This window comes from Pseudomonas sp. BIOMIG1BAC (assembly GCF_001705995.2).
GTDB lineage: Bacteria > Pseudomonadota > Gammaproteobacteria > Pseudomonadales > Pseudomonadaceae > Aquipseudomonas > Aquipseudomonas sessilinigenes.
Window position 1 is genome coordinate 5,210,292 of the sequence record NZ_CP049045.1, and the last position, 21,613, is coordinate 5,231,904.

The window sequence follows — 21,613 nt, forward strand, 5'->3', positions numbered from 1 at the left end:
GTTCGGTTCATGGAATGGCGAACATTATTGGTTGCCCGTGCTTTGCGATAAATGGGAGCATGCCGACAACACCTTTGCATAAAGCGCACAGCAAGGATTCCCCATGCAAGGCTTCAACGACCTGGGTTTCAAGGCCCTGCGGCTGTTCATCGCGGTGCTCGACCAGGGCAGTTTCTCTGCCGTGGCCCGGCGCGAGGGGCTAGCGCCCTCCTCCATTTCGCGGCAGATCCAGCTGATGGAACAGGCCCTGGGCCAACAGTTGCTGTATCGCCATACCCGGGCGGTCAGCCCCACCGAGGCCGGACGCCTGTTGGGGCACCATGCCCGGCGGGTGCTGGCGCAATGGGAAGAAGCCGAGCAGGCCCTGCAAGAACAGCAGGACGAGCCGACCGGGCTGGTGCGGATCAACGCGCCGGTGGTGTTCGGCCAACGGCATATCTCGCCCTGGCTGGGCGAACTGCACCGGCGCTACCCCAAGCTGCAACTGGATATCCAGCAGACCGACAGCTACATCGACCCGTTGCAGGACGGCACCGACCTGCTGTTTCGCATCGGCGTGCTGGGAGACTCCTCGATGCAGGCCCGGCTACTGGCACCCCAGCGCTACCAGGTCGCCGCCAGCCCGGGCTACCTGGCCCGTCACGGCCACCCCCAGCACCCCGACCAGCTGCACCAGCACCAATGCCTGGCCTACAAGGGCGAAAGCGGCCAGCAACGCTGGTTCTTCCGCCAGGGCCAGGAGTCCTGGACGCCCTACAGCGTCACGGGCCCACTGACCGGCAACCACGCCGACACCCTGACCCAGGCCGCCGAACAAGGCCTGGGGCTGGTGATGTTTCCTTCCTGGCTGATCGGCGAGGCCCTGCACCAGGGCCGGCTGGTGGCGCTGTTCGAGGATTTCGAAGTGGCCACCAGCCTCGAACCGCAACAGATCGCCGCCCTGTGGCCGGGCAGCCGGCGCCTGTCGGTGAAGGTCCGCACGGTGATCGACTTCTTCGTCGAGACATTCGGGCCAATACCGTATTGGGATCGCTAGCGCGATCAGCTTCAAGCTGCAAGCTGCAAGCGGCAAGTTGAAAGACGGACGTGATCAGCCTTGGCTTGGGCGCTCTGGCTTTGGCTTTGGCTTTGGCTCTGGCTCTGGCTCTGGCTCTGGCTTGAAGCTTGAAGCTTGCCGCTAAAGGCTAGCTATGAGCCAGGCATTGGCTGCGCTGATCACGGCGAACAGGCTCCAGGCCAGCCAGCGGGTCGGCCAGCGGTTGACGAAGACGCCCATCAGGCGCGGGTCGTTGGTCATGCGGATCAACGGGTACAGGGCGAATGGCAATTGCAGGCTGAGCACCACCTGGCTCAGCACCAGCAGCTTGCCCACGGCGCCGTCGCCCAGCAGCCAGACGCCGATGAACGCCGGGATCAACGCCAGGCCACGGGTGATCAGGCGGCGCTGCCAGCAGGGAATCCGCAGGTTCAGGTAACCCTCCATGATCACCTGGCCGGCGATGGTCCCGGTGAAGGTCGAGCTCTGTCCGGAGGCCAGCAGTGCCACGCCGAACAGCACGCTGGCCAGGGCCCCGCCCACCAGCGGATCGAGCAGGTGATAGGCATCCTGGATCTCCACCACATCGCTGTGCCCGGTGTTGTGGAAGGCCGCGGCGGCGAGGATCAGGATCGCCGCGTTCACCAGCAGCGCCAGGGCCAGGGAGCCGATGGTATCGATGCGCGCCAGGCGGATCGCATCGCTGCGGCTGGCAAGGTCCTTGCCCACTAGCCGGGTCTGGACCACCGAGGTATGCAGGTACAGGTTGTGCGGCATCACCGTGGCACCGAGGATGCCGATTGCCAGGTACAGCGGCGCGGCATCGCTGATGGCCGCCAGCGACGGGGTGAAGCCCCGGGCCACGTCCGGCCAGTGGGGCTTGATCAGCAACAATTCGATGAAGAAGCACACGCCAATGGTCGCCACCAGCGCCAGCATGATCGCTTCCAACCGGCGAAAACCACGGTTCTGCAAAGCCAGTACCAGCAAGGTATCGAAGGCGGTAATGACGATCCCCGTACTCAACGAGACTCCCAGCAAGAGGTGGAAAGCCAGGGCGCAGCCCAGCACTTCGGCCAGGTCGGTGGCGATGATCGAGACCTCTGCCAGCAACCACTGGACCCGCGCCGAACGTGGGCTGTAGCGCTCGCGGCAGAGCTGCGCCAGGTCACGTCCGGTGGCGATGCCCAGGCGCGAACACAGGCACTGCACCACCATGCCTGCCAGGCTCGCCAGCAGCACCACGAACAGCAGGCTGTAGCCATAGCGCGAACCGGCCTCGATGGCCGTGGCCCAGTTGCCCGGGTCCATGTAGCCGATGGAAATCAGCAACCCGGGACCGGCAAAACGCAGCAGGCGCTTGAACAGCGAGGCACGGGGGTCGACGGTGACGGAACCGGCCACTTCCGGCGGGCAGAAAGGAGCAGTGGCGATTTTCGGCAGGCTGAATTTCACAAGGGGGATTCCACGGCGGCTTGAAGCAGGTGCCCAGCTTAGAGGTTTCGCCGCGACCGCCCAAGCCTGAAATTCATCGGCCAAGGCGAGTATGCTGCGCAGGTTCCGGCCCGGGCCGGACGTCGTTCCACCCTTGCAAGGTTTTCTCCGTGGCTGACTCCGCAACAACTCGGGCAGGCGATGCCCTGCCGCCCTTCCTGCAACCTGGCGAGCGAGTGCTGCTGTTCGATGGCGTGTGCAAGCTGTGCAACGCCTCGGTGCGCTTCGTCATCGCCCATGACACCGAACGGCGGATCCGCCTGGCCTCGGTGCAGTCGCCCCAGGGCCAGGCCCTGCTGGCGTGGGCCGGGTTGTCCACCGAACAGTTCGACAGCGTGGTGCTGATCGAGGGTCGACGCCTGTCACTGCGCTCCGACGCCTTTATCCGACTGATGGCGCAACTCCCTCGACCCTGGCGCTGGCTGCGCCTGCTGCACTGGGTTCCCCGCCCCCTGCGCGACTGGAGCTACAGCTACATCGCCCGCCACCGCTATCGCTGGTTCGGCCGCTACGACGTCTGCCTGCTGCCCAGCCCCGACCACCGCGGGCGCTTTCTCGACGATACGCCTTGACCTGCCACGCCAGCGCTTCGTGTAGCCGCTGCCGCAGGCTGCGCACGGCTCGGCACGAGTCGCCAAACCTGCATCCGTGATATGCCTGCCAGAACCCGTCTTCCGCTTGCGGGCGCTGCCTAGCCAGATCGGCAGCGGCTACCTGATTGAACTGCGCCAGGGCGTTCGGAAAGTGCTAGCGTGGAGCCCCCTCACCTGCCGAGCGTGTCCATGCTGCTGTTGAAACTGCTCACGGTTCCCGCCTTCCTGCTGCTGATCTCCCTGGCCAGCCGGCGCTGGGGGCCGAATGTCGCGGGCTGGCTGGCAGGCTTTCCGGTGGTGGTGGGCCCTATCCTGCTGTTCCTGGCCCTGGAACAAGGCCAAGCGTTCGCCACCCAGGCCGCCGTGGCTGCACTGTCAGCCGTGTTCGCCATGATCGCCTTCAGCGTGGCCTATACCCACGCCGCCCGCACGCTGGCCTGGCCCGGGGCCTTGTGCATCGCCACCCTGGTCTGGCTGATTCTGGCAACGCTCATCGCCCAGGTGCCGGCCTCCCTGGGGTTCTCCCTCTTCTGCTCTATCAGTGCCCTGGTGTTGGCCCCTTGGGTGTTCCCCAGGGTGCGGAGCGTGCCAGCCCCGGCCGCAGGCAAGTCCGACAGGCTGGTGTATCGCATGCTGGCGGGCGCCCTGCTGACCTTGGCCGTCACCCTGATGGCCAGCACCGTCGGGGAACGCTGGAGCGGCATGCTGGCCGTATTCCCGGTGCTGGGCAGCGTACTGGCGGTGTTCTCCCATCAAAGCCACGGGGCAGCCTTCACCACCGTGCTGCTGCGCTCGTTGAGCACCGGCTTGTATGCCTTCGCGGCATTCTGCCTGGTGCTGGCGACCACCCTGCCTGACCTGGGGCTCTGGGCATTCGTGCTGGGCGTGGTGGTGTCGATGCTGGTGCTGGCATTCAGCAAGAGATTACTGGCACTCAACACGAAGGAGCGCAAGCCTGCGAACTCCACTGAGTAACACAGGAAAATACCCATAGACTCCACTGCCTGGAGACTGGCATCGCGCTCATTCCCTCATGCATCATGCCTACCTTGTCTTATGGAAGAGCCTAATGAGCAATACGGATATACAAAAGGCTGCACTGGCCTTGCGATCTTATTCGGGTCAGGTCGAACTGCATGATCACGAATACCATCAGATAGTCCTGCCTCAGTCTGGTTCGATGGAAATTGAAGTCGACGGAAGAGGTGGCAAGGTTGATTGGAGCCAGGGAGTGATTATTCCGGCCGGCACTCCTCATGCCTTTTCTTCCAATACTTGCAACACCTTCCTGGTTCTAGATGTACCGCTTCCCTCTAGTTACACACAAAAAAGCGAAGCAGAAACCATCAAGAGACTGAACGAGAAAAGCTTCTTCCCGGTAAGACCGGAAATTCGTCACTTGCTAGACTACGCGTCCCGTAGTGTCCCCCTACTGACTAGCTCATCAGAAGTGTCTCAAGCTTGGAGCACATTGCTGATGTCATCTCTGGTGCAACCTCACAGTAGTGTCCCCGACCATGGGCAGTTCACCCTGGCCAGGGCATTGACGCATATAGAGAACCATCTCGATAGTCATTTGACCGCTTCGGAAATCGCCCGAGCTTCAGGAACCAGTGAACGGCGCTTATATGTGTTATTCGAACAACACCTGAGAACTACACCATTTGCCCACGTGACACGACTACGCTTGAATCTGGCCATGGATCTGCTGCGCGACACTCAGTTATCAATTACTGAGATTGCTCACCGAGTAGGCTACGCCGACCAGAGTGCATTGAATCATGCGTTGAAAAAAAGCCATGACTTGACGCCTGCACTCGCTCGAAAGAACTCCAGGGCCAATAACATGCAGACTGGAACAAATAACCAGCAGTAGAAGCCAAGACCGTCTCCAATCACCTTTTTATCATCCCCGCTCCGAAACACTTACTGGGCGGGGCGCATGACAGAAAGTACAACCTCTTCGAAAACCAGCGACAGTCGAACAACCACTTCAGCGACCGCCATTGGCGTCATTGCCGTATTTCTCTGGTCATGCTTGGCCTTACTCACCACCTTCACCGCCGGCATACCACCTTTTGAACTGTTGGCGCTGAGTTTTGCCGTAGCGTTTCTGGCAAGCTTGGTGATTCTCGGATTGCGCGGTTCGAACGGATTCGCTGGTTGGCGCCAGCCCTGGCAAGTCTGGGTAACAGGGTTCCTGGGAATCTTCGCCTATCACGCCCTGTATTTTTTTGCTCTCAAAGTTGCACCTCCCGCCGAAGCCAGCCTGATTGCCTACCTTTGGCCGCTACTTATCGTATTGCTCGCGAGCATTGCTGGCGGTCAAACACTACGCCAGCGACAGCTGCTGGGTGCGCTCTTGGGGCTCGCCGGTACGGCATTCATCATGCAACAACGGTCACAAAACAGTATCGCCGACATGCCGCTGGCAGGTTATACAGCCGCGTTGCTCTGCGCCTTGGTATGGTCAAGCTACTCGGTGATCAACCGTCGCTTCAACAATGTCCCCAGTAGCATCATTGGCGGGATCTGCGGCTTAGTGGCCGTGGCAGGCCTGCTATGCCACCTGGCGCTTGAAGTCACAGTCCACCCCAACTTCAGCCAATGGGCTGCGATCATCGCACTTGGGTTAGGCCCGGTCGGCCTGGCTTTCTTTGCCTGGGACCACGCCACCAAGCACGGCAACCTGGCAAGCCTCGGGGCATTGTCCTATCTCGCACCACTGTTCTCGACGTTACTGCTGATATTGATTGGCCAAGTCCATGCCAAACCGATCCTGCTGATTCCAGCAGCACTCATTATCGCTGGCGCAGTAGTAGCCACCTCTCGCCAGCCCACGCCACGCCCTTGAATCTCTCTACCTGAAAGGAATCCTAGAAAAATGCACCTGATTGCTTCCGAGGGGATAGCAAGGTTTGATCGCGCCACTCCAAGTTTTTCGGTGGCTCCTACAAGAGCGCCTCTCCAATTAACAGGAGGTCCCTCACGCACGGCCAGCCATAGCGCTATTCAACGACGGGCTCATGGAGAAGCCCCAAGAGTGCTGTTATTCGTGCCGCCCTACACACGCTTGGTCGAACCGGCCCCTGCAAATAGCGCCTTTACCGACATTGGCATCCATTCCTTTGAAGTAATGAAACGTGCTGGCACTCCTATAGGCTTGTTGCGTATCGCTACAGTAGCCAAACGTGCTGGTTACGATGTGCAGATTATCGACTCCCCTTTCGCCGGCTGGGAGCAGGAATCACGCTTGGTAGATTTGGATCAAGGCCACCTGCTGCGCTACGGACTGACTGACGAGCAGATACGTAAAATCATCGAAACAGCCCAACCTGACATTATTGGTATCCAGTGCAACTACACAGTGCAATGGGGCAACGCTAGAGCGTTGGCTGACCTCGCCAAATCCATCGATCCAAACCTGATACTAGTAACAGGAGGTGCCCACTCCAGTGGCGACTGGCAAAACGCCCTGCTGGATTCGGTATTCGACTTTGTCCTTATCAATGAAGCCGATCGTGCCTTCACTTTGTTACTCGACGCCCTGAGTCATCCCGGAGCCGATGTCTGTGGTGTTCCCGGGGTGGCCTACCGGGGTTCGCAGAACCAACTGATCCGACCATCACGCAAGTCCAGTTATTTGAGCATCGTGCCCAACCGCCAGGAACTGAGTGAGCGACTGGGTGTGATGCCGTTACCGGACTTTACCTTCCTGGACATGAATCACTACCTGCAGCCTTATCACTCTTCAGGAGCACGGGTACGCAAACACGGAGCCTGGGCCCAGATTTTTTCCACCATCGGCTGTAACGTGAACTGCAACTTCTGCTACATCCCTAAAGTCAATGGCCCATGGCGAGCGCTGGGCCTGGATTGGTTTGACCTGCATTTAACAGACCTAGTCAACCAGGGTGTCACCGAAGTACTGATTGAAGACGATCATCTGATGCACGATCCCTTGTATGCAATGGAAGTGGGACGTTTGTTGAAGAAACATGACTTGCCCTGGGTCGAGGAAGGCGGGTTAAGTCTGTTCAACCTGATACTCCTGCATCAAGGAGAACGCTTCCTCGCAGAACTAGATGACAAGGAGTTGAAAAGCCCTCAGTACCGTAATGTGATCGCGGCAATCAAAGGCGGTCTGACCGCTCGAGAGTTCATTCGCTCGATTGCTGAAAACGGCTGTTACAGCGTCTACCTGGCGGTAGAAAGTGCTAACGAAGATAGCTTGGTCAACTCCAACAAATCACGTTTCAACGCGATACAGCATGCCACCTTCGAAATCATCGAGATATTCACCGAACATGGCATCCAGGTAACCGGAGGGTTCATGCTGGGGTTCGTGAACCCACCAACCGTACCTGGCGCCAAGCCGTTCATAGAAAGCCTGGAGTTGATCGAAAGAACCACCGACTATGCAGTCAGATTGATGGGAGCTGGCATGGCATACGCCAACCCATTTATCGTCACGCCTATTCCTGGCACCGAGATGTGGGAATACCAGCAGCAATTTGTAGTGCGCCACTATGACAATGGCTGGTCTCACGAAAAAGCCACCATGGCTACCGAACAATGGAGTGCCGAGGACATCGAAAAAGCCAGGCTGGAGCTTTTGGTCCGGGCCAACGGCGCAAATCGGGTGAGAGAGATGGTCCGCCGCGGCACCTGGCCAGTAGACGCATAAGCACAACACCCTCTGCCCCACTGATCCGACAAGAAAAATCCCTCTGGAGCAGCCTGTAACCGGCATGGGATGATGCGCGCCTTCAATCCTGATGCCCGGAGGTTGTGCATGTCATCCCTAGCTAGAAAAGCCCTGGTCCTGGTGTTTGCCGCCGTGGCAAGCCTCGGTACGCTGAATGCCGTGGCCGCGGGCAAATCCACGGCCAAGCAGGCTGCGGGCGAAAAAGTCGCCTTGCTCGACGGCAAACTGGCCTTCAGCCTGCCCAAGGGCTTCAGCGCCGCGACCCTGCCGGTGGGCGATGAAGCCAAGGGCACCGGTGGCGCCAGCGGCACGCTGTACGCCAATGACACGACCCGCACCGTGGTGATCGCGGCGCAGAACCGCATTCCCAACGGAGCCCAGGTCAAGGACAACGACACGGCGTTCCTGGATGACGCGGTCAGCGGTTTTCTCTCGCAGCAAGCCCAGGCCTTGCCGGATTTCAGCAAGCAGGCGGAAAAGAGCATGACCCTCAAGGGACTCGGGGTACGCCAGATCGACAGTACCGCGACCCAGGGCGGGGGGCTGACCCTGAACTCGACCCTGATTGCCGGTTCCGGCTCGCGCATGGCGGTGATCCAGGTCATTTCCCGGGCCGCCGACAAGGCCGGCCATGCGGCCTTGATGAAGCAGATTCTTGGTCAATGACCCAGCTTAGGGGGCCAGCCCCCGCAACCAGCGGTCCAGGTCCTGGATCTCCACTTCGCTGATGCTGTGCCCCATCCCCGGATAGGCATGGAACTGCGGCTCCAGCGCCAACCCCTGCAACAGGCGGTTGGCCTCGGCCCCATCGCTGTAGGGCAAGCGCTGGTCATTGGTGCCATGGCCGATGAAGATCCCCAGGCGTTGCAGCTGCGCACTGCCTTTGAGCTGTGAAGCCAGTTGCGGCAGGATCTTCCCGCTCAGGGCCGCGATACCGCGTACCGATTGCGGGTGGCGCAACCCGACCTCATAGGCCATCACGGCTCCCTGGCTGAACCCCACCAGCACCACCTTCCCAGGTTCGGTGTGGTACTTGGCCGCTGCCGCACGAACAAATTGCTCGATCAACCCGGCGCTGCTGGCCAGGTCTTCGCTGACGCCGTCATAAGGGCCCTGCCCCTTGCGCCGGAACCATTGGAAGCTGTCCTCATCGAGGGGCTGCGGCGCGCGGGCGGAGAGATAGGTGTAGGTCGCCGGCAGGCGCTCGTACAACCCGAACAGGTCGGCCTCGTTGCTGCCATAGCCATGCAGGAAGATCACCAACGGCTGATCATGGGTGCCTGCCGGGGCCTGCTCCAGATAGCGCAGCGGCAAGTCATCGTGCAACGCCGTATCGGCCTGCACAAAAGGCGCGGCCAACAGGGCCAGCAACGCCAGACAACGAATCATGGACGGCTCCTTGCTTGAAAAAATCAACGGCCAGAGCCTAGCACTGCCCGTCTGGCGGCAGCAGCCCCGCAGGCCCGGGATGAACCCCGGGATTGGACATCCCTTGCCAGGCAGGCCCGCCCCGCTTCAGTGATGCAAGCGCCAGAACCTGGCCTGCCGGGTGTCGGCCAGCCCACGCCAGGCCAGCGGCGCAAGCAGCACCACCAGCACCAGGAACCCCACCTGGGACAGGTAGAAACTCGCCAGCCACTGGTCGTGTGCGGCGACATAGACGCTGTTGTGCAGGACGTCCAGCACGATGATCGCCAGGGTCAGTGCCAGCCCCCAGCGTGGGCGCAACCACAACAGCAGTACCGCCAGCGGATCGAACAGCGTCAGCGACCCCCAGAAGGCCCGGCTGGCCAGGGGCGTATCGCTGCCGTAGCCATAGTCCCAGAGCAAGCCGTGGGCGAAGGCCGCGTGCAGATGATTGAAGGTCGCCGCCAACAGGCACAGGGTGAACAACAGGCGGATGCACAGGGACAATCGAAACATGGCGCAAGCCTTGTGGGCCGCAAGAACCGGCCGGTGGGTGAAAGGCCCACGGCAAGATCGGCAGTGGGCGCTTCGCGGTGGGCAATGCCGGGTCAGTCGTTGACCAGCTTGCCATGGCGAATGGGGTCGCGACCGGCGACCTTGGCCAGCCAGATCCCGGGCTGGGTGTAGCGCCCACGATCCAGGGCGAACAGCACGCCGCTGGTGCCGGCCCGGACAATACTGGCCTGGTCGCTCAACGGATCCACCACCTCGAACAAAGCGTCGCCGCGCTCGACCCACTCCCCGGCTTCACGCAGGAAGCTGACCACGCCATGGTGCGGGGCGAACAGGTACTCGGTGCCCTCGAACGACATGCCCTCGCAGCAGTCCTGCGGCGCCGTCGGCCAGTCGCCATCAATCAGCCCCTGTTCGGCGAGAAAGCCCAGGATGGCTTCGCAGTTGGCCCGGGCCTGCGGCACCCGGGTGTCGCCCATGCTGCCCAGTTCCAGGGTGGTCGCCAGGTTGGCCGGGGGAATGGCTGCCCGAGGGTAGTCCCGAGCCAGGCGCAGCCAGGGCGATGAGCAGGACTCATCGAACGAGCTGCCGCCGGAGTCTTCGCACAACAGCGCTACGCCGGCCTTGAGCCGCGCGGCCAGGGAGCGCCACTGGGGCCAGTGCTGGGGCAAGGCGTAGAGGTGGATCGCCGCTTCGAAATCACAGTGCAAATCAAGGGTGATATCGGCATCGCAGGCGTGGCGCAGCAACAGGCGATGCAGGGCCTCCAGCTGCGAGGCCGGGGCGGGCAGCTCGTCCAGCACCTGGACCATGGCGCGACGGATCAGGGCGATGTTGGCTTCGGCATCGTCTCCCAGTTGCTTGCCGACCAGGTCGCCCACCGGACCACTGAGTTCGACGAAGGCTCGGTTGAAGTTCTTGCCGCTGCCCAGCTCGAAGCGCCCCAGGTGACTGCCCTGCACCTGCTGGTCGAGGCCGATGGGGTTGGCCACGGGCACCAGCTCGATGGTGCATTGCAGGTGGCCATCACGCTCCAGCTCGCCCAGGCGCTGCTTGAGTTCCCAGGCGGTGCGCATGCCGGGCAGCTCATCGGCATGCAGGCTGGCCTGGATGTACACCTTGCGCGGGCCGCTGCCGAAGCGAAAGACGCTGAGCTGGCGCGACGTGCCCAAGTGACCCCAGGGCAGGGAGTGGTCGATGCGTTGCATGATGGCTCCGGAAAAAAGGCGTGGCGCAGGATAAAACAGTGGCGCATAAAAAAGGTGGCGACCGGAATCCGGTCGCCACCTTTTTTCATGCCAGCGGATTATTCGCCGTAGACGTCGAAATCGAAGTACTTGTCCTGCACCTCTTTGTACTTGCCGTTGGCGCGGATCTCGGTGATGGCGGTGTTGAATTTCTCCGCCAGCTCCTTGTCGCCCTTGCGCACGGCGATGCCGGCGCCGCCACCGAAGTACTTCGGATCGTTGTACTCAGGCCCGACGAAGGCGAAGCCCTTGCCGGCGTCGGTCTTGAGGAAACCGTCGTCGAGGTTGACCGAGTCCGCCAGCAATGCGTCGACGCGACCGGACACCATGTCCAGGTTGGCCTCCTGCTGGGAGCCGTAGCGCACCAGGTCGATCCCGGCCGGCATCAGGACTTCGGTCGCGAAACGATCGTGAGTACTGGCACGCAGCACGCCGACCTTCTTGCCCTTGAGCTCGGTCAGCGGGTCCTTGATGGTGGTACCGGCCTTCATCACGAAGCGAGCCGGGGTGTGGTAGTACTTGATGGTGAAATCGACGTTCTTCTTGCGATCGTCGGTGATGGTCATGGACGACAGGATGGCGTCGATCTTCTTCACCTTCAGCGCCGGGATCAGGCCATCGAACTCCTGCTCGACCCAGGTGCACTTGGCTTTCATCTGCTCGCACAGGGCGTTGCCCAGGTCCACGTCGAAACCGGTGAGCTTGCCGTCGGGGGTCTTCATCGAGAAGGGTGGGTAACCGGCTTCGATACCGATGCGGATCGGCTTGGCCTCGTCGGCCGAAGCGGTGAAGGAAAACAGCGACAGTGCCAGGGCACCGAACAGCACAAACTTGTTCATTTATAACTCCAGGGGGTGGAGGTTTCTTGTTGGCAGAATTCGATTGTGGGCAAATCGAAGTGGCCAGCAGTCTAGAGTGGCTCCCGGGATGCAAATTGTGTTTATGCGACAAATACTTACATAAATAACGCAGCCTTGATCCAGGTCGGTTTTCCCTGCCCCAGGGTGGTGCGCCGACCTGTGCAACGCTGCATATCCGCCCGTCAACGATGCATCTGCCTGGCCGCGAATGCAGGGCCGACACCCGCCAGCCAACCTGCCTCCACGGTGAACGTGAAGCCCCACGTCGCCCTTTTTCGCGGGCGAGCCTCTTCGCCTCGTGTCGCCGCTGCCGCAGGCTGCGCACGGCTCGGCACGAGCCGCCAAACCTGTATCCGCGGTGCGCCTGCCAGAGCCCTTCGTCCGGTTTCACGGGCGCTGCCTCGCCCGCTCGGCAGCGGCTACAACAGGCGGTACGAGCCGCACGCGATAGACCTGAGGCTGCGGCTCAGTCCTCGGGCTTGCGCAGCAGGTAGGTGTCCATGATCCAGCCGTGGGCCTGGCGGGCTTCGAGGCGGACCCGGCGGATCTCATCGGCCACATCGTCGAGACGACCGCTGATGAGGATTTCATCCGCCGTCCCCAGGTAGGCCCCCCAATAGATGTCCAGGTCCTGGCTGCGCAGTTGCCGATAGGAATCCTCGGCATCGAGCATCACCACCTGGGTATCGGCATCCCCGCCCTGCCCTGCGGCCAGGCGGCGCCCGGTGGTGATTTCCAGTGAACGGCCGATGCGGTTCAACGGCACCTTGTGCTGCGCGGCCAGGGCCTGGACGCTGGTGATCCCGGGAATGACCTGGTATTCGAAGTGCGCCGCGCCGCTGGCCAGGATCTGCTGCAGGATGCGCAAGGTGCTGTCGTACAGCGCCGGATCGCCCCAAGCCAGGAATGCCCCGGTCTGCCCCTCTGCCAGCTCCTGGTTGATCAGTCGCTCGAAGACCTGCTGCTTGTCGCGATTGAGGGCCTGGACACTGGCCTGGTAGTCCACATCGCCACGCTGGCGCTCCGGGGTCTGGGCCTCGACGAAACGATAAGGCCGCTCGGTGATATAGCGCTCGCACAACTGGCGGCGCAGATCGATCAGCGAGTCCTTGCTCGGCCCCTTGTCCATCAGGAACACCACATCGCAACGGTTCAGTGCCTTGATCGCCTGGATCGTGATGTAGTCAGGGTTGCCGGCGCCGATGCCGATCACCAGGAGGGTTTTCATCTGAGGGAGCTCTCGCTGCTGTGCCAATGGGCAAGTATGGGCTGCCTGGACATCATGGGAAATGCCGGCAGGCGAATCGTCACGACCGGCGATCCAGGCGCAGGCGCCAGCGCCCGGCGTGGCTCAGGTCGAGCCGCGACAGCGGTTCGACATCGATCAGGTTGAAACTGCACAAGGGCGCCTGCAGGACGGTGAGCACCACCGCGCGCAACACCAGCGGATGGGTTACGGCCAGCCAGCGCCCGGGGCGTTGTGCCATGTCCTCCAGCCAATGCGCCATGCGCTGGCACAACTGGGCCACCGACTCGCCGCCGGGCGGTGCCCATTGCGGGTCTGCCAGCCAGGCCTGCAAGGCCTCTGGTTGCTGCGCCTGCACCTCATCGATCGACAGGCCCTGCCAGGCGCCACAGGCGCAATCGCGCAAGGCCTGCTCGACCACGCAGTCGGCACTGAACAACGCGGCGCTCTGCCGGGTGCGCAGCTCCGGGCCGCACAGCACCCGAGTGCTCGGCCCGAGCTCGGCCGCCCGGCTCAGCGCCTGGGCTTGCCAATCCAGCTCCAGGGGCTCGTCCACGGGGAAACGCGCCAGCTTCTGTGCAACGGTACGGGCATGGCAGATCAGGGTCAGACGGGTAGCCTGCACGGCAAGCGCTCCAGTGTTGAAGAGGGCAGATCCTACACCAGCCGGCACCACAAGACGCTCGGCTGGCAAAGGCCCCCGGTCAGCGGAAGAACTCCCCCGGGGTCGTGTCGAATTGCTGGCGAAACGCAGCAATGAAGGCCGAAGTCGAATCGTAGCCGCAAGCCAGCGCGACATCGGTGACCCGCTCGCCCTGCTCCAGCGGCGTCAGGGCGCTCAGCAAGCGCAGGCGCTGGCGCCAGGCGCGAAAAGTCAGCCCGGTATCCTTGAGGAACAATCGACTGAGGGTCTTCTCGGTTACCCCAAGCTTCTCGCCCCACTGCCCCAGGGTGGTCTGTTGCTCCGGATGGGCCTGCAGGCTGCGGTAGATCGCGCGCAAGCGCACGTCATGGGGCAATGGCAGCATCAGGTCCAGCTGCGGTGCGGCGGCCAGTTGATCCAGCAGCACCTGGACCAGGCGACCGTCGGCGCTGTCCCGGACGTACTCCACCGGCAACTCGCTGAAGGCACGGATCAGCTCGCGCAGCAGGTCGCTGACCGCCAGCACCTGGCAACTCTCGGTGGCAGCCCAGGTGGTGACGCTGCAATCCAGGTACAGGCTGCGCATTTCGGTGCTCGGCGAACTGAACACCCGGTGCGGCACTCCAGCGGGAATCCACACGGCCCGCTGCGGCGGTGCGATGAAACGCCCGCCGCTGGTCTGGATCTCCAGCACCCCGGCAATCGCATAGGACAACTGCACCCAGGGATGGCTATGGCGCCGGGTCAGTGCCCGATTGGGCAGGGATTCGGTACGCCCGTACACCGGTCGCGGCAAGCTCGGAAGACCGGGAATACTGCGCCGTACGATCTTTTCATGTCCTTTAGGCGGCATTAACTGGCTCGTTGGCGTTAGTCGGTAGATGGCAGTCACGTTAGAGTCGCCCCATCGCTCTTGGCAACCCCCCGGATGATCACGCTCATGACCCGCTCTCGTCTTTTGCCCGACAACTTCACCCTGACCCTGATCGGCGTGGTTCTGCTGGCCAGCTTCCTGCCTGCCAGCGGCCAGGTGGCAGTGGGCTTCGGTTGGCTGACCAACATCGCCATTGGCCTGTTGTTCTTTCTTCACGGCGCCAAGCTGTCGCGCGAGGCGATCATCGCCGGAGCCGGCCACTGGCGCCTGCACTTGCTGGTTTTCGGCCTGACCTTCGTACTGTTCCCGTTGCTGGGGCTGGCCCTCAAGCCGTTGCTGTCACCCCTGGTGGGCAAGGATTTGTACCTGGGCATGCTCTACCTGTGCGCCCTGCCGGCCACGGTGCAATCGGCGATCGCCTTCACCTCCCTGGCCCGGGGCAATATCCCGGCGGCCATCTGCAGCGCCGCGGCCTCGAGCCTGTTCGGGATCTTCCTCACCCCACTGCTGGTGACCCTGCTGCTCAACGTGCATGGCGATAGTGGCTCGACCCTGGACGCGATCATCAAGATCAGCGTGCAACTGCTGCTGCCGTTCATTGCCGGGCAGGTCGCCCGGCGCTGGATCGGTGCCTGGGTAGGACGCAACAAGAACTGGCTGAAGTTCGTCGACCAGGGCTCGATCCTGCTGGTGGTCTACGGTGCATTCAGCGAGGCGGTGAACGAAGGCATCTGGCAGCAGATACCGCTATGGGACCTGGCCGGCCTGGTAGTGGCCTGCTGCATCCTGCTGGGCCTGGTATTGCTGGCCTCCAGCTTCCTGGGCAAGCTGCTGGGCTTCGACCAGCCAGACCGCATCACCATCTTGTTCTGCGGCTCGAAGAAGAGCCTGGCCACCGGCGTGCCCATGGCCCAGGTGCTGTTCGCCGGCAGTACCATGGGCGTGTTGATCCTGCCGTTGATGCTGTTCCATCAGATCCAGTTGATGGTCTGTGCGGTACTGGCCCAGCGCTACGCCAAGCGCCCGGAGTCGGTGGTCGAACTGATGGGCCAGGTCGACCCGTAGCCCGCGCTGCAAGGCGGCTCGGCAACGGACTGGGGCTGCACGTGCGTGGCGGTGAAGATCACGCAATGGCATGATGCGGCGGCGAAAATCACCAAGGACCGCTGATGTTTCCCCATCGAGTCAAGGCGCCAACCCAGGCTGACCTGCGCCTGCAGGTCGGTGCCCGACTGGAGGCCGATCCGCGAGTCCGGGTCATCATCCAGTGGCACAGCGTCGAACAATACGATTGCCAACTGCTGGAACAGATCGATGCCCTCTGCGCACGTTATGGCGAGCGCATCACCGTGCGTTTCTACAACCACTATTCGAGCAGAGGTTTTGATGGCCGGACCTTGCTCGCCCTGCCCAACGTCCACTCATTGAGCCTGGACGGCCTCGAAACCCTGGACCATTTCCAGGCCATTGGCAGCCTGCACCAACTCAGGGAGCTTGCCCTGGAAGTCTTCCGGGCCGATATGCCCGGGCTTCTGGCCCTGCCCAACCTCGAACGCCTGCACAGCCTGCGGCTCTCCCTGGAGCAGGGTCCAGCCATCGATCTGGCGCCGATTGCCCGTATGCTCGAATTGCACTGTCTGCACATCAACCCAAAGGGTCATGGTCTGGAGATTCTGCGCCAGTGTCCGAGCATCAGCGCCCTTAGCCTGCATCGCCTGCCGGCCAAGACAACCCTGGGGATGGTCGCCGACATGAGCGGCCTGCGCAGTCTGTCGGTGGCCTTCAGCAGCCGTGAGCAGATGCCCGAGCTGCATAGTCCCTACGTCAGGGAGCTGGAGATCAGGCGCGTGCGTGGCCTCAACCGTCTGGACCTGGACAGTTTTCCACAGCTTGACGTGCTGAAGATCGAGGATCAGGCGCAGTTGAGCCGGCTGGACCTTGGCGGGGCACCGCAGTTGCGCAAGATGAGCCTGATCAACCTCAAGACCCTGGGAGAACTCAGCGGCCTGAAAACCTCGAACATCACTGACCTGCGCATCATCAGGACGCCAGAGCTGGATGTACTGACACTGATCGACAACCAATTGCCGCCCGGCATGCAGTACCTCAATCTACTCAGTGGCAAACACACCGTGGACAAACAGATCGAAGCCCGGCAACTGCAACTGGGCATCCCGCAACCCGGCGGCCCGTTTTGACCGCAGCCCTTTCGCAGGAGCTAGCAGGCTCGCGTAGGGCATCAACGATAGCGCTCACCCACAGGGAGCATGCGGTACTTTGGCAGCATCACGAGCACGCTCGCTCCTACAGATCACCCTGCCCCCTTTTTGGACCTGATACGGAGATCCCATGTCCTTTGTTCCTCGCTTCACCGAACTGCTGCTGACTCACCTGCAACAGGAAGAACGCCAGCGCATCCTCAAATCCATCGTCGTAGCCGTCGCTCCCGAGCTGTGGCTGAGCCTGGAATCGGCGGCGTTGCTGGACATCAATCGCGACCACTTCGGCCTCGGCGGCCAGTTCGATGAACGCGAAGACTACCGCCCCTGCTCCGACCAACCGCCGCGCAGCAACGTCCCTCGCTGGCTGATCGCCGCCGAGCGACGCAAGGTGGATATCTGGGTCGAGGACAGCTACGGCGAACAGCCCTCCACCGCCATCGAATTCAAGGTGATACACAACAACAAGAATGCGTATGACAAGATTCGGCAAATTCGCGGGGACCTGATCAAGCCAATTCCCCACACCTCCCCTGACGAACACATCGAACGCTGGGGCATTGTGCTGCTGACCTACTCGCGCTTCTACAGCGACCAACAAGGCAACTATGTCTACGCCGAGTTCGCCAACCGTGAGGCCTTTCTCCAAGCCTTCAGGCATGCACTGAGCGATCACGCTGACCGTTACAAGGGCGCCCCCGAGCTGGAACTGGCGATGGAGCCGGTTCAGGTCGCCGATCTGGAAGGCGCCCATTACATCGAATCGGGAAAAGAGGCCGGGGTGTATCTGGCACTGGTCAGGTGCAAGGCCTGAGGCTCGCTCCAGAGCACCAACGGCAGCGGTCTATCACGGGCACCCCTGGAGCAGATTGACACTCCACGGCTGTGCTAATGTTCGCCATCCCGTCCCTGAAGCCCTGCCCATGCCCATCACCGAGAATCTCCTGGCCTTCACCCTGGCCGCCACCCTGCTGACCCTGACCCCGGGCCTGGATACCGCCCTGGTGCTGCGCACCGCCACGGTGGAAGGCAAGCAACAGGCGCTGCGCGCAGCGTTGGGGATCAATGCCGGCTGCCTGTTGTGGGGCGCGGCGGTGGCCTTCGGCCTGGGCGCCTTGATTGCGGTGTCGGAGCTGGCCTTCAATCTGCTCAAGTACTGTGGCGCCGCCTACCTGGCCTGGCTGGGGCTGAACATGCTGCTGCGCCCGCGCCGCACCTTTGCCCCCGCAGGCACCGACGCCAAGCCCGGTGCCAACTGGTTTCTCAAGGGCATGCTGGGCAATGTGCTCAATCCCAAGGTGGGGATTTTCTATGTGTCCTTTCTGCCGCAGTTCATTCCCCAGGGGCAGCCGCTGGTGGCCTGGACCTTCGCCCTGGTGAGCATCCATGTGATGCTCGGGCTGATCTGGTCACTGCTGCTGATTGGCGCCACTCGCTCCCTGAGCGGGGTGTTGCGACGGGAAAAGGTGATTCAGTGGATGGATCGCACCACCGGCATGATCTTCGTGCTATTCGCAGCTCGCCTGGCCCTGAGCAGGCGCTGAGAAACCGCTCCCAGCCACTGCCTGGCGCTCTCGAAACCCACCGCAGGCACGCCGAGACGGCCGCTCAGGCTTGGTTTTCGCGCCGATACTGCTGCCATTGCGCCCAGCAGTCCTCGGCCACCAGATCGCGATAGCCCCGCTCGTTTTCCATGCTCAGTGCTACCTCCACCGGCAACGCGATACAGGCGGCGCTATCACGAATCTCCAGCACTTCGGCTTCAGTCAGGGGCATGCCCTTGGTGGTCTCGGCATTCAGCAGCACCGCCACCAACGCTGGCACGAACACAAGGCAAAGCTGATCGGTCATGACCCATCTCCAGGTGCGAGGCAAAAGGCCGCAAGCCTACACAAATCGCACCGACGCAGCCATCGAGCGATGGCCGGACAGGCCCATTCATCCCTCAGCCAGCACGGCCCCCCGCTCCTCCAGCAATTTCACAAAACTGCTCAAGCTCTGGGACACGGTGCCGCGCCGCCAGACCAGCCAGGTGCGCAGGAAACGAAAGCGCGGGGACAACGGCCAGACACTCACCGTGGCGCAGCCGGGCATGCTTTCCAACATGCTGCGGGGCATTAGCGCCAACCCGGCACCGGCACTGACGCACGCCAGCATGCCGTGGTAGGACTCCATCTCGTGGATCTTGCCCGGCACCGCAGAGTCCTGGGTGAACCAGCTTTCGAAGTGATGACGATAGGAGCAGTTGGCGCGAAAGGCGTAGATGCTTTCACCGTTGACCTCCTGCGCCCGGGTGATGGGCGCATGGCCCAGGGGCGCGATCAGGACCATTTCCTCCTCGAACACCGGCAGCCCTTCCAGGGTCGGATGGCGCACCGGGCCATCGACGAACACGGCCACCAATCGGCCGGACAAGACCCCTTCGATCATGGTCCCCGAAGGACCGGTGGACAGGTCCAGTTCGACCTTGGCGTATTGCTGGTTATAGGCCGCCAGCAGGGCCGGGATGCGCACCGCTGCCGTGCTCTCCAGGGAGCCCAGGGCAAAAGGGCCCTGGGGCTCTTCGCCGGCCACGGTCAGGCGCGCCTCGGCCACCAGGTCGAGGATGCGCCGGGCATAGTCGAGGAAGTTCCAGCCGGCGGGCGACAGGCGCATCCGGCTCTTTTCGCGGATGAACAGCTCCACGCCCAAATCCTGCTCCAGCTGCTTGATGCGCGTGGTCAGGTTCGACGGCACCCGATGGATCAACTGCGCCGCAGCGCTGATGCTGCCCTGCTCGGCAACGGCCTTGAAAATCTCCAGCTGGACCAGGTCCATTTCATTCTCCAATCGTGAACGACTTGCTCAATATTATTCAGTTTTCAGAAAACAATCAGCCCCGTAACCTGCCGCCATTCCCACCTTGCAGGACGGTGCCATGACCTCTGTTTCCAGCCATACCCACGCCCTGTCGATCAACCCCGCCACCGGCGAGCAGATCGGCGCCTACCCTTACCAGTCCGAATCCGAGCTGGATGCCGCCCTGGAACGCGCCAGCCGCGGCTTCGCTCAATGGAAGCGCCAGGACATCAGCGAGCGTGCCGGGCGCCTGGTCGCCCTGGCCCAGGTCCTGCGCGACAACAGCGAGGCCCTGGCCCGCATGATCACCCGGGAAATGGGCAAGCCGGTGCCCCAGGCCCGGGGCGAAATCGAGAAATGCGCCCAGTTGTGCCTGTGGTACGCCGAGCACGGCCCGGCCATGCTCGCCCCGGAAGCGACCCTGGTGGAAAACGGCAAAGCGCGTATCGAGTACCGGCCGCTGGGGCCGATCCTGGCAGTGATGCCATGGAACTTCCCGATCTGGCAGGTGCTGCGTGGCGCCGTACCGACGCTGCTGGCGGGCAACACCTACGTGCTCAAGCACGCGCCAAACGTCATGGGCAGTGCCCACCTGTTGCTGGAGGCCATGCACCAGGCCGGCTTTGCTGAAGGGGTCTTCGAACTGATCAACGTCACCCCGGACGGCGTATCCCGGGCCATCGCCGATCGCCGTATCGCCGCCGTGACCCTGACCGGCAGCGTGCGCGCCGGCATCGCCATCGGTGCCCAGGCCGGCGCCGCGCTGAAGAAATGCGTGTTGGAACTGGGCGGTTCCGACCCCTTGATCGTGCTCGACGACGCCGACCTGGACGAAGCGGTCAAGGCGGCGGTAGTCGGTCGCTACCAGAACACCGGGCAGGTCTGCGCCGCTGCCAAGCGCCTGATCGTCGAGCAAGGCGTGGTGGAGGAATTCACCCGCCGTTTCGTCGAAGCCACCCGCGCCCTGGTGATGGGCGACCCATTGGCCAACGACACCTATATCGGCCCCATGGCCCGCTTCGACCTGCGCGATGAATTGCACCAGCAGGTCCAGGCGACCCTGGCCGAAGGTGCCACCCTGCTGCTCGGGGGTGACAAGCAAGCGGGCGCCGGCAACTATTACCTGCCCACGGTGCTGGCCAACGTTACCGACCAGATGACCTCGTTCAAAGAGGAGCTGTTCGGCCCGGTGGCCTCGATCATCACCGCCCGTGACGCCCGGCACGCCCTGGAACTGGCCAACGACAGCGACTTCGGCCTGACCGCGAGCCTCTTCACCGCCGACCTGGAACGCGCCCGGCAGATGACCGACGAGTTGGAAACCGGCGGCGTGTTCATCAACGGCTACAGCGCCAGCGACCCTCGGGTCACCTTCGGCGGCGTGAAGAAAAGCGGCTTTGGTCGTGAACTCTCGCACTTCGGTGTGCGCGAATTCTGCAACGCCCAGACGGTATGGCTGGATCGTCGCTGAGCGCAGCAATAGGCCAGCGACCGGAACGGACCTGCCAAGGTCCGTTCTGCCCAAGGGCGGCTCGGGCACATCTGGTCGGTATCATCGACGGAGTGCAGAAAACGCCTTACAGCCCTTCCAGCACAATCCTGCTGTTTTTCAGAATCTTCCTGAATCCCTCCATCCAGGTGCCTTTTTATCATGCGCTTTTTCCATCGCCTGGAAGCCTGGTATGCGCACCCCCGTACAGAAGTTCATCGTTCGCCTTCCCCACGAGCTGCATACGCAACTCAAGCGCATGGCCAAACAGCAGAACCGCAGCATGAATCACGAATTGATCGATCGCCTGGAAAAATCGCTGGTCAACGACGATATCCGCAACATCGATGAACAACTGGTGACCCTGCTGCTGCACAGGATCGAGTTCCTGGAAAAGCGCCTCGAATCCCTGCAAAAGGACCGGCATGAACCATGACGCCAGGCCG

General features: G+C 62.3%; 23 protein-coding genes. 13 read left to right on the plus strand and 10 right to left on the minus strand.

Features of this window, described 5'->3' with window-relative positions; translation table 11 throughout:
• Positions 1-103 precede the first annotated feature (103 nt).
• Positions 104-1,036 carry a LysR family transcriptional regulator gene (locus ATY02_RS24150; RefSeq protein WP_068582475.1) on the plus strand — a complete coding sequence of 311 codons (933 nt, stop codon included), beginning with the start codon at positions 104-106 and terminating at the stop codon, positions 1,034-1,036.
• 141 nt (positions 1,037-1,177) lie between these two features.
• Here ATY02_RS24150 and ATY02_RS24155 read toward each other — a convergent pair whose 3' ends face one another.
• The gene (locus ATY02_RS24155; protein ID WP_068582472.1) at positions 1,178-2,491 is read right to left on the minus strand and encodes an Nramp family divalent metal transporter; all 1,314 of its coding nucleotides are present in this window, start codon (positions 2,489-2,491) and stop codon (positions 1,178-1,180) included.
• A gap of 149 nt (positions 2,492-2,640) precedes the next feature.
• Here ATY02_RS24155 and ATY02_RS24160 point away from each other — a divergent pair, with 149 nt between their 5' ends.
• The 6 genes from ATY02_RS24160 (at position 2,641) to ATY02_RS24185 (ending at position 8,497) form a co-directional block, all read left to right on the plus strand.
• Positions 2,641-3,102 carry a thiol-disulfide oxidoreductase DCC family protein gene (locus tag ATY02_RS24160; RefSeq protein ID WP_068582470.1) on the plus strand — a complete coding sequence of 154 codons (462 nt, stop codon included), beginning with the start codon at positions 2,641-2,643 and terminating at the stop codon, positions 3,100-3,102.
• 210 nt (positions 3,103-3,312) lie between these two features.
• On the plus strand, positions 3,313-4,098 hold the full coding sequence (locus tag ATY02_RS24165) for a hypothetical protein (protein ID WP_068582466.1): 786 nt from the start codon (positions 3,313-3,315) through the stop codon (positions 4,096-4,098).
• A gap of 94 nt (positions 4,099-4,192) precedes the next feature.
• Entirely contained in the window at positions 4,193-4,999 is an 807-nt protein-coding gene (locus tag ATY02_RS24170) for a helix-turn-helix domain-containing protein (RefSeq protein WP_083236000.1), read from the plus strand.
• A 66-nt stretch (positions 5,000-5,065) separates the two neighbouring features.
• On the plus strand, positions 5,066-5,977 hold the full coding sequence (locus tag ATY02_RS24175) for a DMT family transporter (RefSeq protein WP_068582458.1): 912 nt from the start codon (positions 5,066-5,068) through the stop codon (positions 5,975-5,977).
• A 30-nt stretch (positions 5,978-6,007) separates the two neighbouring features.
• Entirely contained in the window at positions 6,008-7,810 is a 1,803-nt protein-coding gene (locus ATY02_RS24180; RefSeq protein WP_068582455.1) for a B12-binding domain-containing radical SAM protein, read from the plus strand.
• A gap of 108 nt (positions 7,811-7,918) precedes the next feature.
• Positions 7,919-8,497, plus strand: a complete 579-nt coding sequence (locus ATY02_RS24185; RefSeq protein WP_068582452.1) for a hypothetical protein — start codon at positions 7,919-7,921, stop codon at positions 8,495-8,497.
• A gap of 6 nt (positions 8,498-8,503) precedes the next feature.
• Here the strand turns inward: ATY02_RS24185 and ATY02_RS24190 are convergent, their stop codons facing one another.
• The 7 genes from ATY02_RS24190 to ATY02_RS24220 form a co-directional block, all read right to left on the minus strand.
• Positions 8,504-9,220 carry an alpha/beta hydrolase gene (locus tag ATY02_RS24190; protein ID WP_068582448.1) on the minus strand — a complete coding sequence of 239 codons (717 nt, stop codon included), beginning with the start codon at positions 9,218-9,220 and terminating at the stop codon, positions 8,504-8,506.
• A gap of 126 nt (positions 9,221-9,346) precedes the next feature.
• On the minus strand, positions 9,347-9,754 hold the full coding sequence (locus tag ATY02_RS24195; protein WP_068582446.1) for a hypothetical protein: 408 nt from the start codon (positions 9,752-9,754) through the stop codon (positions 9,347-9,349).
• Positions 9,755-9,846: 92 nt separating this feature from the next.
• Positions 9,847-10,959 carry a succinylglutamate desuccinylase/aspartoacylase family protein gene (locus tag ATY02_RS24200; protein WP_068582443.1) on the minus strand — a complete coding sequence of 371 codons (1,113 nt, stop codon included), beginning with the start codon at positions 10,957-10,959 and terminating at the stop codon, positions 9,847-9,849.
• Between the two features lie 98 nt (positions 10,960-11,057).
• Positions 11,058-11,837 carry an ABC transporter substrate-binding protein gene (locus ATY02_RS24205; RefSeq protein ID WP_068582439.1) on the minus strand — a complete coding sequence of 260 codons (780 nt, stop codon included), beginning with the start codon at positions 11,835-11,837 and terminating at the stop codon, positions 11,058-11,060.
• Between the two features lie 487 nt (positions 11,838-12,324).
• Positions 12,325-13,086 carry a precorrin-6A synthase (deacetylating) gene (cobF, locus tag ATY02_RS24210; RefSeq protein WP_068582437.1) on the minus strand — a complete coding sequence of 254 codons (762 nt, stop codon included), beginning with the start codon at positions 13,084-13,086 and terminating at the stop codon, positions 12,325-12,327.
• Positions 13,087-13,165: 79 nt separating this feature from the next.
• Entirely contained in the window at positions 13,166-13,729 is a 564-nt protein-coding gene (locus tag ATY02_RS24215; RefSeq protein WP_068582434.1) for a histidine phosphatase family protein, read from the minus strand.
• A 79-nt stretch (positions 13,730-13,808) separates the two neighbouring features.
• Positions 13,809-14,600, minus strand: coding sequence for an AraC family transcriptional regulator (locus ATY02_RS24220; protein WP_068582431.1), 792 nt, complete (start codon positions 14,598-14,600; stop codon positions 13,809-13,811).
• An 87-nt stretch (positions 14,601-14,687) separates the two neighbouring features.
• Here ATY02_RS24220 and ATY02_RS24225 point away from each other — a divergent pair, with 87 nt between their 5' ends.
• From ATY02_RS24225 to ATY02_RS24240, 4 genes are all read left to right on the plus strand, one after another.
• Complete coding sequence (locus ATY02_RS24225) at positions 14,688-15,686, plus strand: bile acid:sodium symporter family protein (protein ID WP_068582428.1); 999 nt, start codon at positions 14,688-14,690, stop codon at positions 15,684-15,686.
• A gap of 104 nt (positions 15,687-15,790) precedes the next feature.
• Complete coding sequence (locus ATY02_RS24230) at positions 15,791-16,819, plus strand: hypothetical protein (protein ID WP_068582425.1); 1,029 nt, start codon at positions 15,791-15,793, stop codon at positions 16,817-16,819.
• Positions 16,820-16,970: 151 nt separating this feature from the next.
• The gene (locus ATY02_RS24235; RefSeq protein ID WP_068582422.1) at positions 16,971-17,654 is read left to right on the plus strand and encodes a hypothetical protein; all 684 of its coding nucleotides are present in this window, start codon (positions 16,971-16,973) and stop codon (positions 17,652-17,654) included.
• 109 nt (positions 17,655-17,763) lie between these two features.
• Positions 17,764-18,384, plus strand: a complete 621-nt coding sequence (locus ATY02_RS24240; RefSeq protein ID WP_068582419.1) for a LysE family translocator — start codon at positions 17,764-17,766, stop codon at positions 18,382-18,384.
• Positions 18,385-18,448: 64 nt separating this feature from the next.
• On the opposite strand, the gene ATY02_RS24245 is transcribed toward ATY02_RS24240, so the two are convergent.
• Together ATY02_RS24245 and ptrR are read right to left on the minus strand one after the other, a co-directional pair.
• Positions 18,449-18,691, minus strand: coding sequence for a hypothetical protein (locus ATY02_RS24245; protein WP_068582416.1), 243 nt, complete (start codon positions 18,689-18,691; stop codon positions 18,449-18,451).
• Positions 18,692-18,778: 87 nt separating this feature from the next.
• Positions 18,779-19,657, minus strand: coding sequence for a putrescine utilization regulator PtrR (gene ptrR / locus ATY02_RS24250; RefSeq protein WP_068582413.1), 879 nt, complete (start codon positions 19,655-19,657; stop codon positions 18,779-18,781).
• 100 nt (positions 19,658-19,757) lie between these two features.
• Between ptrR and ATY02_RS24255 the strand changes: the two genes are divergently transcribed.
• Together ATY02_RS24255 and ATY02_RS24260 are read left to right on the plus strand one after the other, a co-directional pair.
• On the plus strand, positions 19,758-21,149 hold the full coding sequence (locus tag ATY02_RS24255) for an aldehyde dehydrogenase family protein (protein WP_068582411.1): 1,392 nt from the start codon (positions 19,758-19,760) through the stop codon (positions 21,147-21,149).
• Between the two features lie 211 nt (positions 21,150-21,360).
• Positions 21,361-21,603: an Arc family DNA-binding protein gene (locus ATY02_RS24260; protein ID WP_068582407.1), complete on the plus strand. Its 243-nt coding sequence runs from the start codon at positions 21,361-21,363 to the stop codon at positions 21,601-21,603.
• Positions 21,604-21,613 lie beyond the last annotated feature (10 nt).

What these genes read in the sequence shown, in the direction of transcription:
- ATY02_RS24245 (WP_068582416.1), bottom strand. Translation starts at nt 18,691, where the DNA reads ATGACCGATCAGCTTTGCCTTGTGTTCGTGCCAGCGTTGGTGGCGGTG.
- ATY02_RS24260 (WP_068582407.1), top strand. Translation starts at nt 21,361, where the DNA reads ATGCGCACCCCCGTACAGAAGTTCATCGTTCGCCTTCCCCACGAGCTG.
- ATY02_RS24165 (WP_068582466.1), top strand. Translation starts at nt 3,313, where the DNA reads ATGCTGCTGTTGAAACTGCTCACGGTTCCCGCCTTCCTGCTGCTGATC.
- ptrR (WP_068582413.1), bottom strand. Translation starts at nt 19,657, where the DNA reads ATGGACCTGGTCCAGCTGGAGATTTTCAAGGCCGTTGCCGAGCAGGGC.
- ATY02_RS24240 (WP_068582419.1), top strand. Translation starts at nt 17,764, where the DNA reads ATGCCCATCACCGAGAATCTCCTGGCCTTCACCCTGGCCGCCACCCTG.
- ATY02_RS24175 (WP_068582458.1), top strand. Translation starts at nt 5,066, where the DNA reads ATGACAGAAAGTACAACCTCTTCGAAAACCAGCGACAGTCGAACAACC.
- cobF (WP_068582437.1), bottom strand. Translation starts at nt 13,086, where the DNA reads ATGAAAACCCTCCTGGTGATCGGCATCGGCGCCGGCAACCCTGACTAC.
- ATY02_RS24225 (WP_068582428.1), top strand. Translation starts at nt 14,688, where the DNA reads ATGACCCGCTCTCGTCTTTTGCCCGACAACTTCACCCTGACCCTGATC.
- ATY02_RS24180 (WP_068582455.1), top strand. Translation starts at nt 6,008, where the DNA reads ATGCACCTGATTGCTTCCGAGGGGATAGCAAGGTTTGATCGCGCCACT.
- ATY02_RS24230 (WP_068582425.1), top strand. Translation starts at nt 15,791, where the DNA reads ATGTTTCCCCATCGAGTCAAGGCGCCAACCCAGGCTGACCTGCGCCTG.
- ATY02_RS24170 (WP_083236000.1), top strand. Translation starts at nt 4,193, where the DNA reads ATGAGCAATACGGATATACAAAAGGCTGCACTGGCCTTGCGATCTTAT.
- ATY02_RS24190 (WP_068582448.1), bottom strand. Translation starts at nt 9,220, where the DNA reads ATGATTCGTTGTCTGGCGTTGCTGGCCCTGTTGGCCGCGCCTTTTGTG.
- ATY02_RS24220 (WP_068582431.1), bottom strand. Translation starts at nt 14,600, where the DNA reads ATGCCGCCTAAAGGACATGAAAAGATCGTACGGCGCAGTATTCCCGGT.
- ATY02_RS24150 (WP_068582475.1), top strand. Translation starts at nt 104, where the DNA reads ATGCAAGGCTTCAACGACCTGGGTTTCAAGGCCCTGCGGCTGTTCATC.
- ATY02_RS24255 (WP_068582411.1), top strand. Translation starts at nt 19,758, where the DNA reads ATGACCTCTGTTTCCAGCCATACCCACGCCCTGTCGATCAACCCCGCC.
- ATY02_RS24200 (WP_068582443.1), bottom strand. Translation starts at nt 10,959, where the DNA reads ATGCAACGCATCGACCACTCCCTGCCCTGGGGTCACTTGGGCACGTCG.
- ATY02_RS24195 (WP_068582446.1), bottom strand. Translation starts at nt 9,754, where the DNA reads ATGTTTCGATTGTCCCTGTGCATCCGCCTGTTGTTCACCCTGTGCCTG.
- ATY02_RS24235 (WP_068582422.1), top strand. Translation starts at nt 16,971, where the DNA reads ATGTCCTTTGTTCCTCGCTTCACCGAACTGCTGCTGACTCACCTGCAA.
- ATY02_RS24185 (WP_068582452.1), top strand. Translation starts at nt 7,919, where the DNA reads ATGTCATCCCTAGCTAGAAAAGCCCTGGTCCTGGTGTTTGCCGCCGTG.
- ATY02_RS24205 (WP_068582439.1), bottom strand. Translation starts at nt 11,837, where the DNA reads ATGAACAAGTTTGTGCTGTTCGGTGCCCTGGCACTGTCGCTGTTTTCC.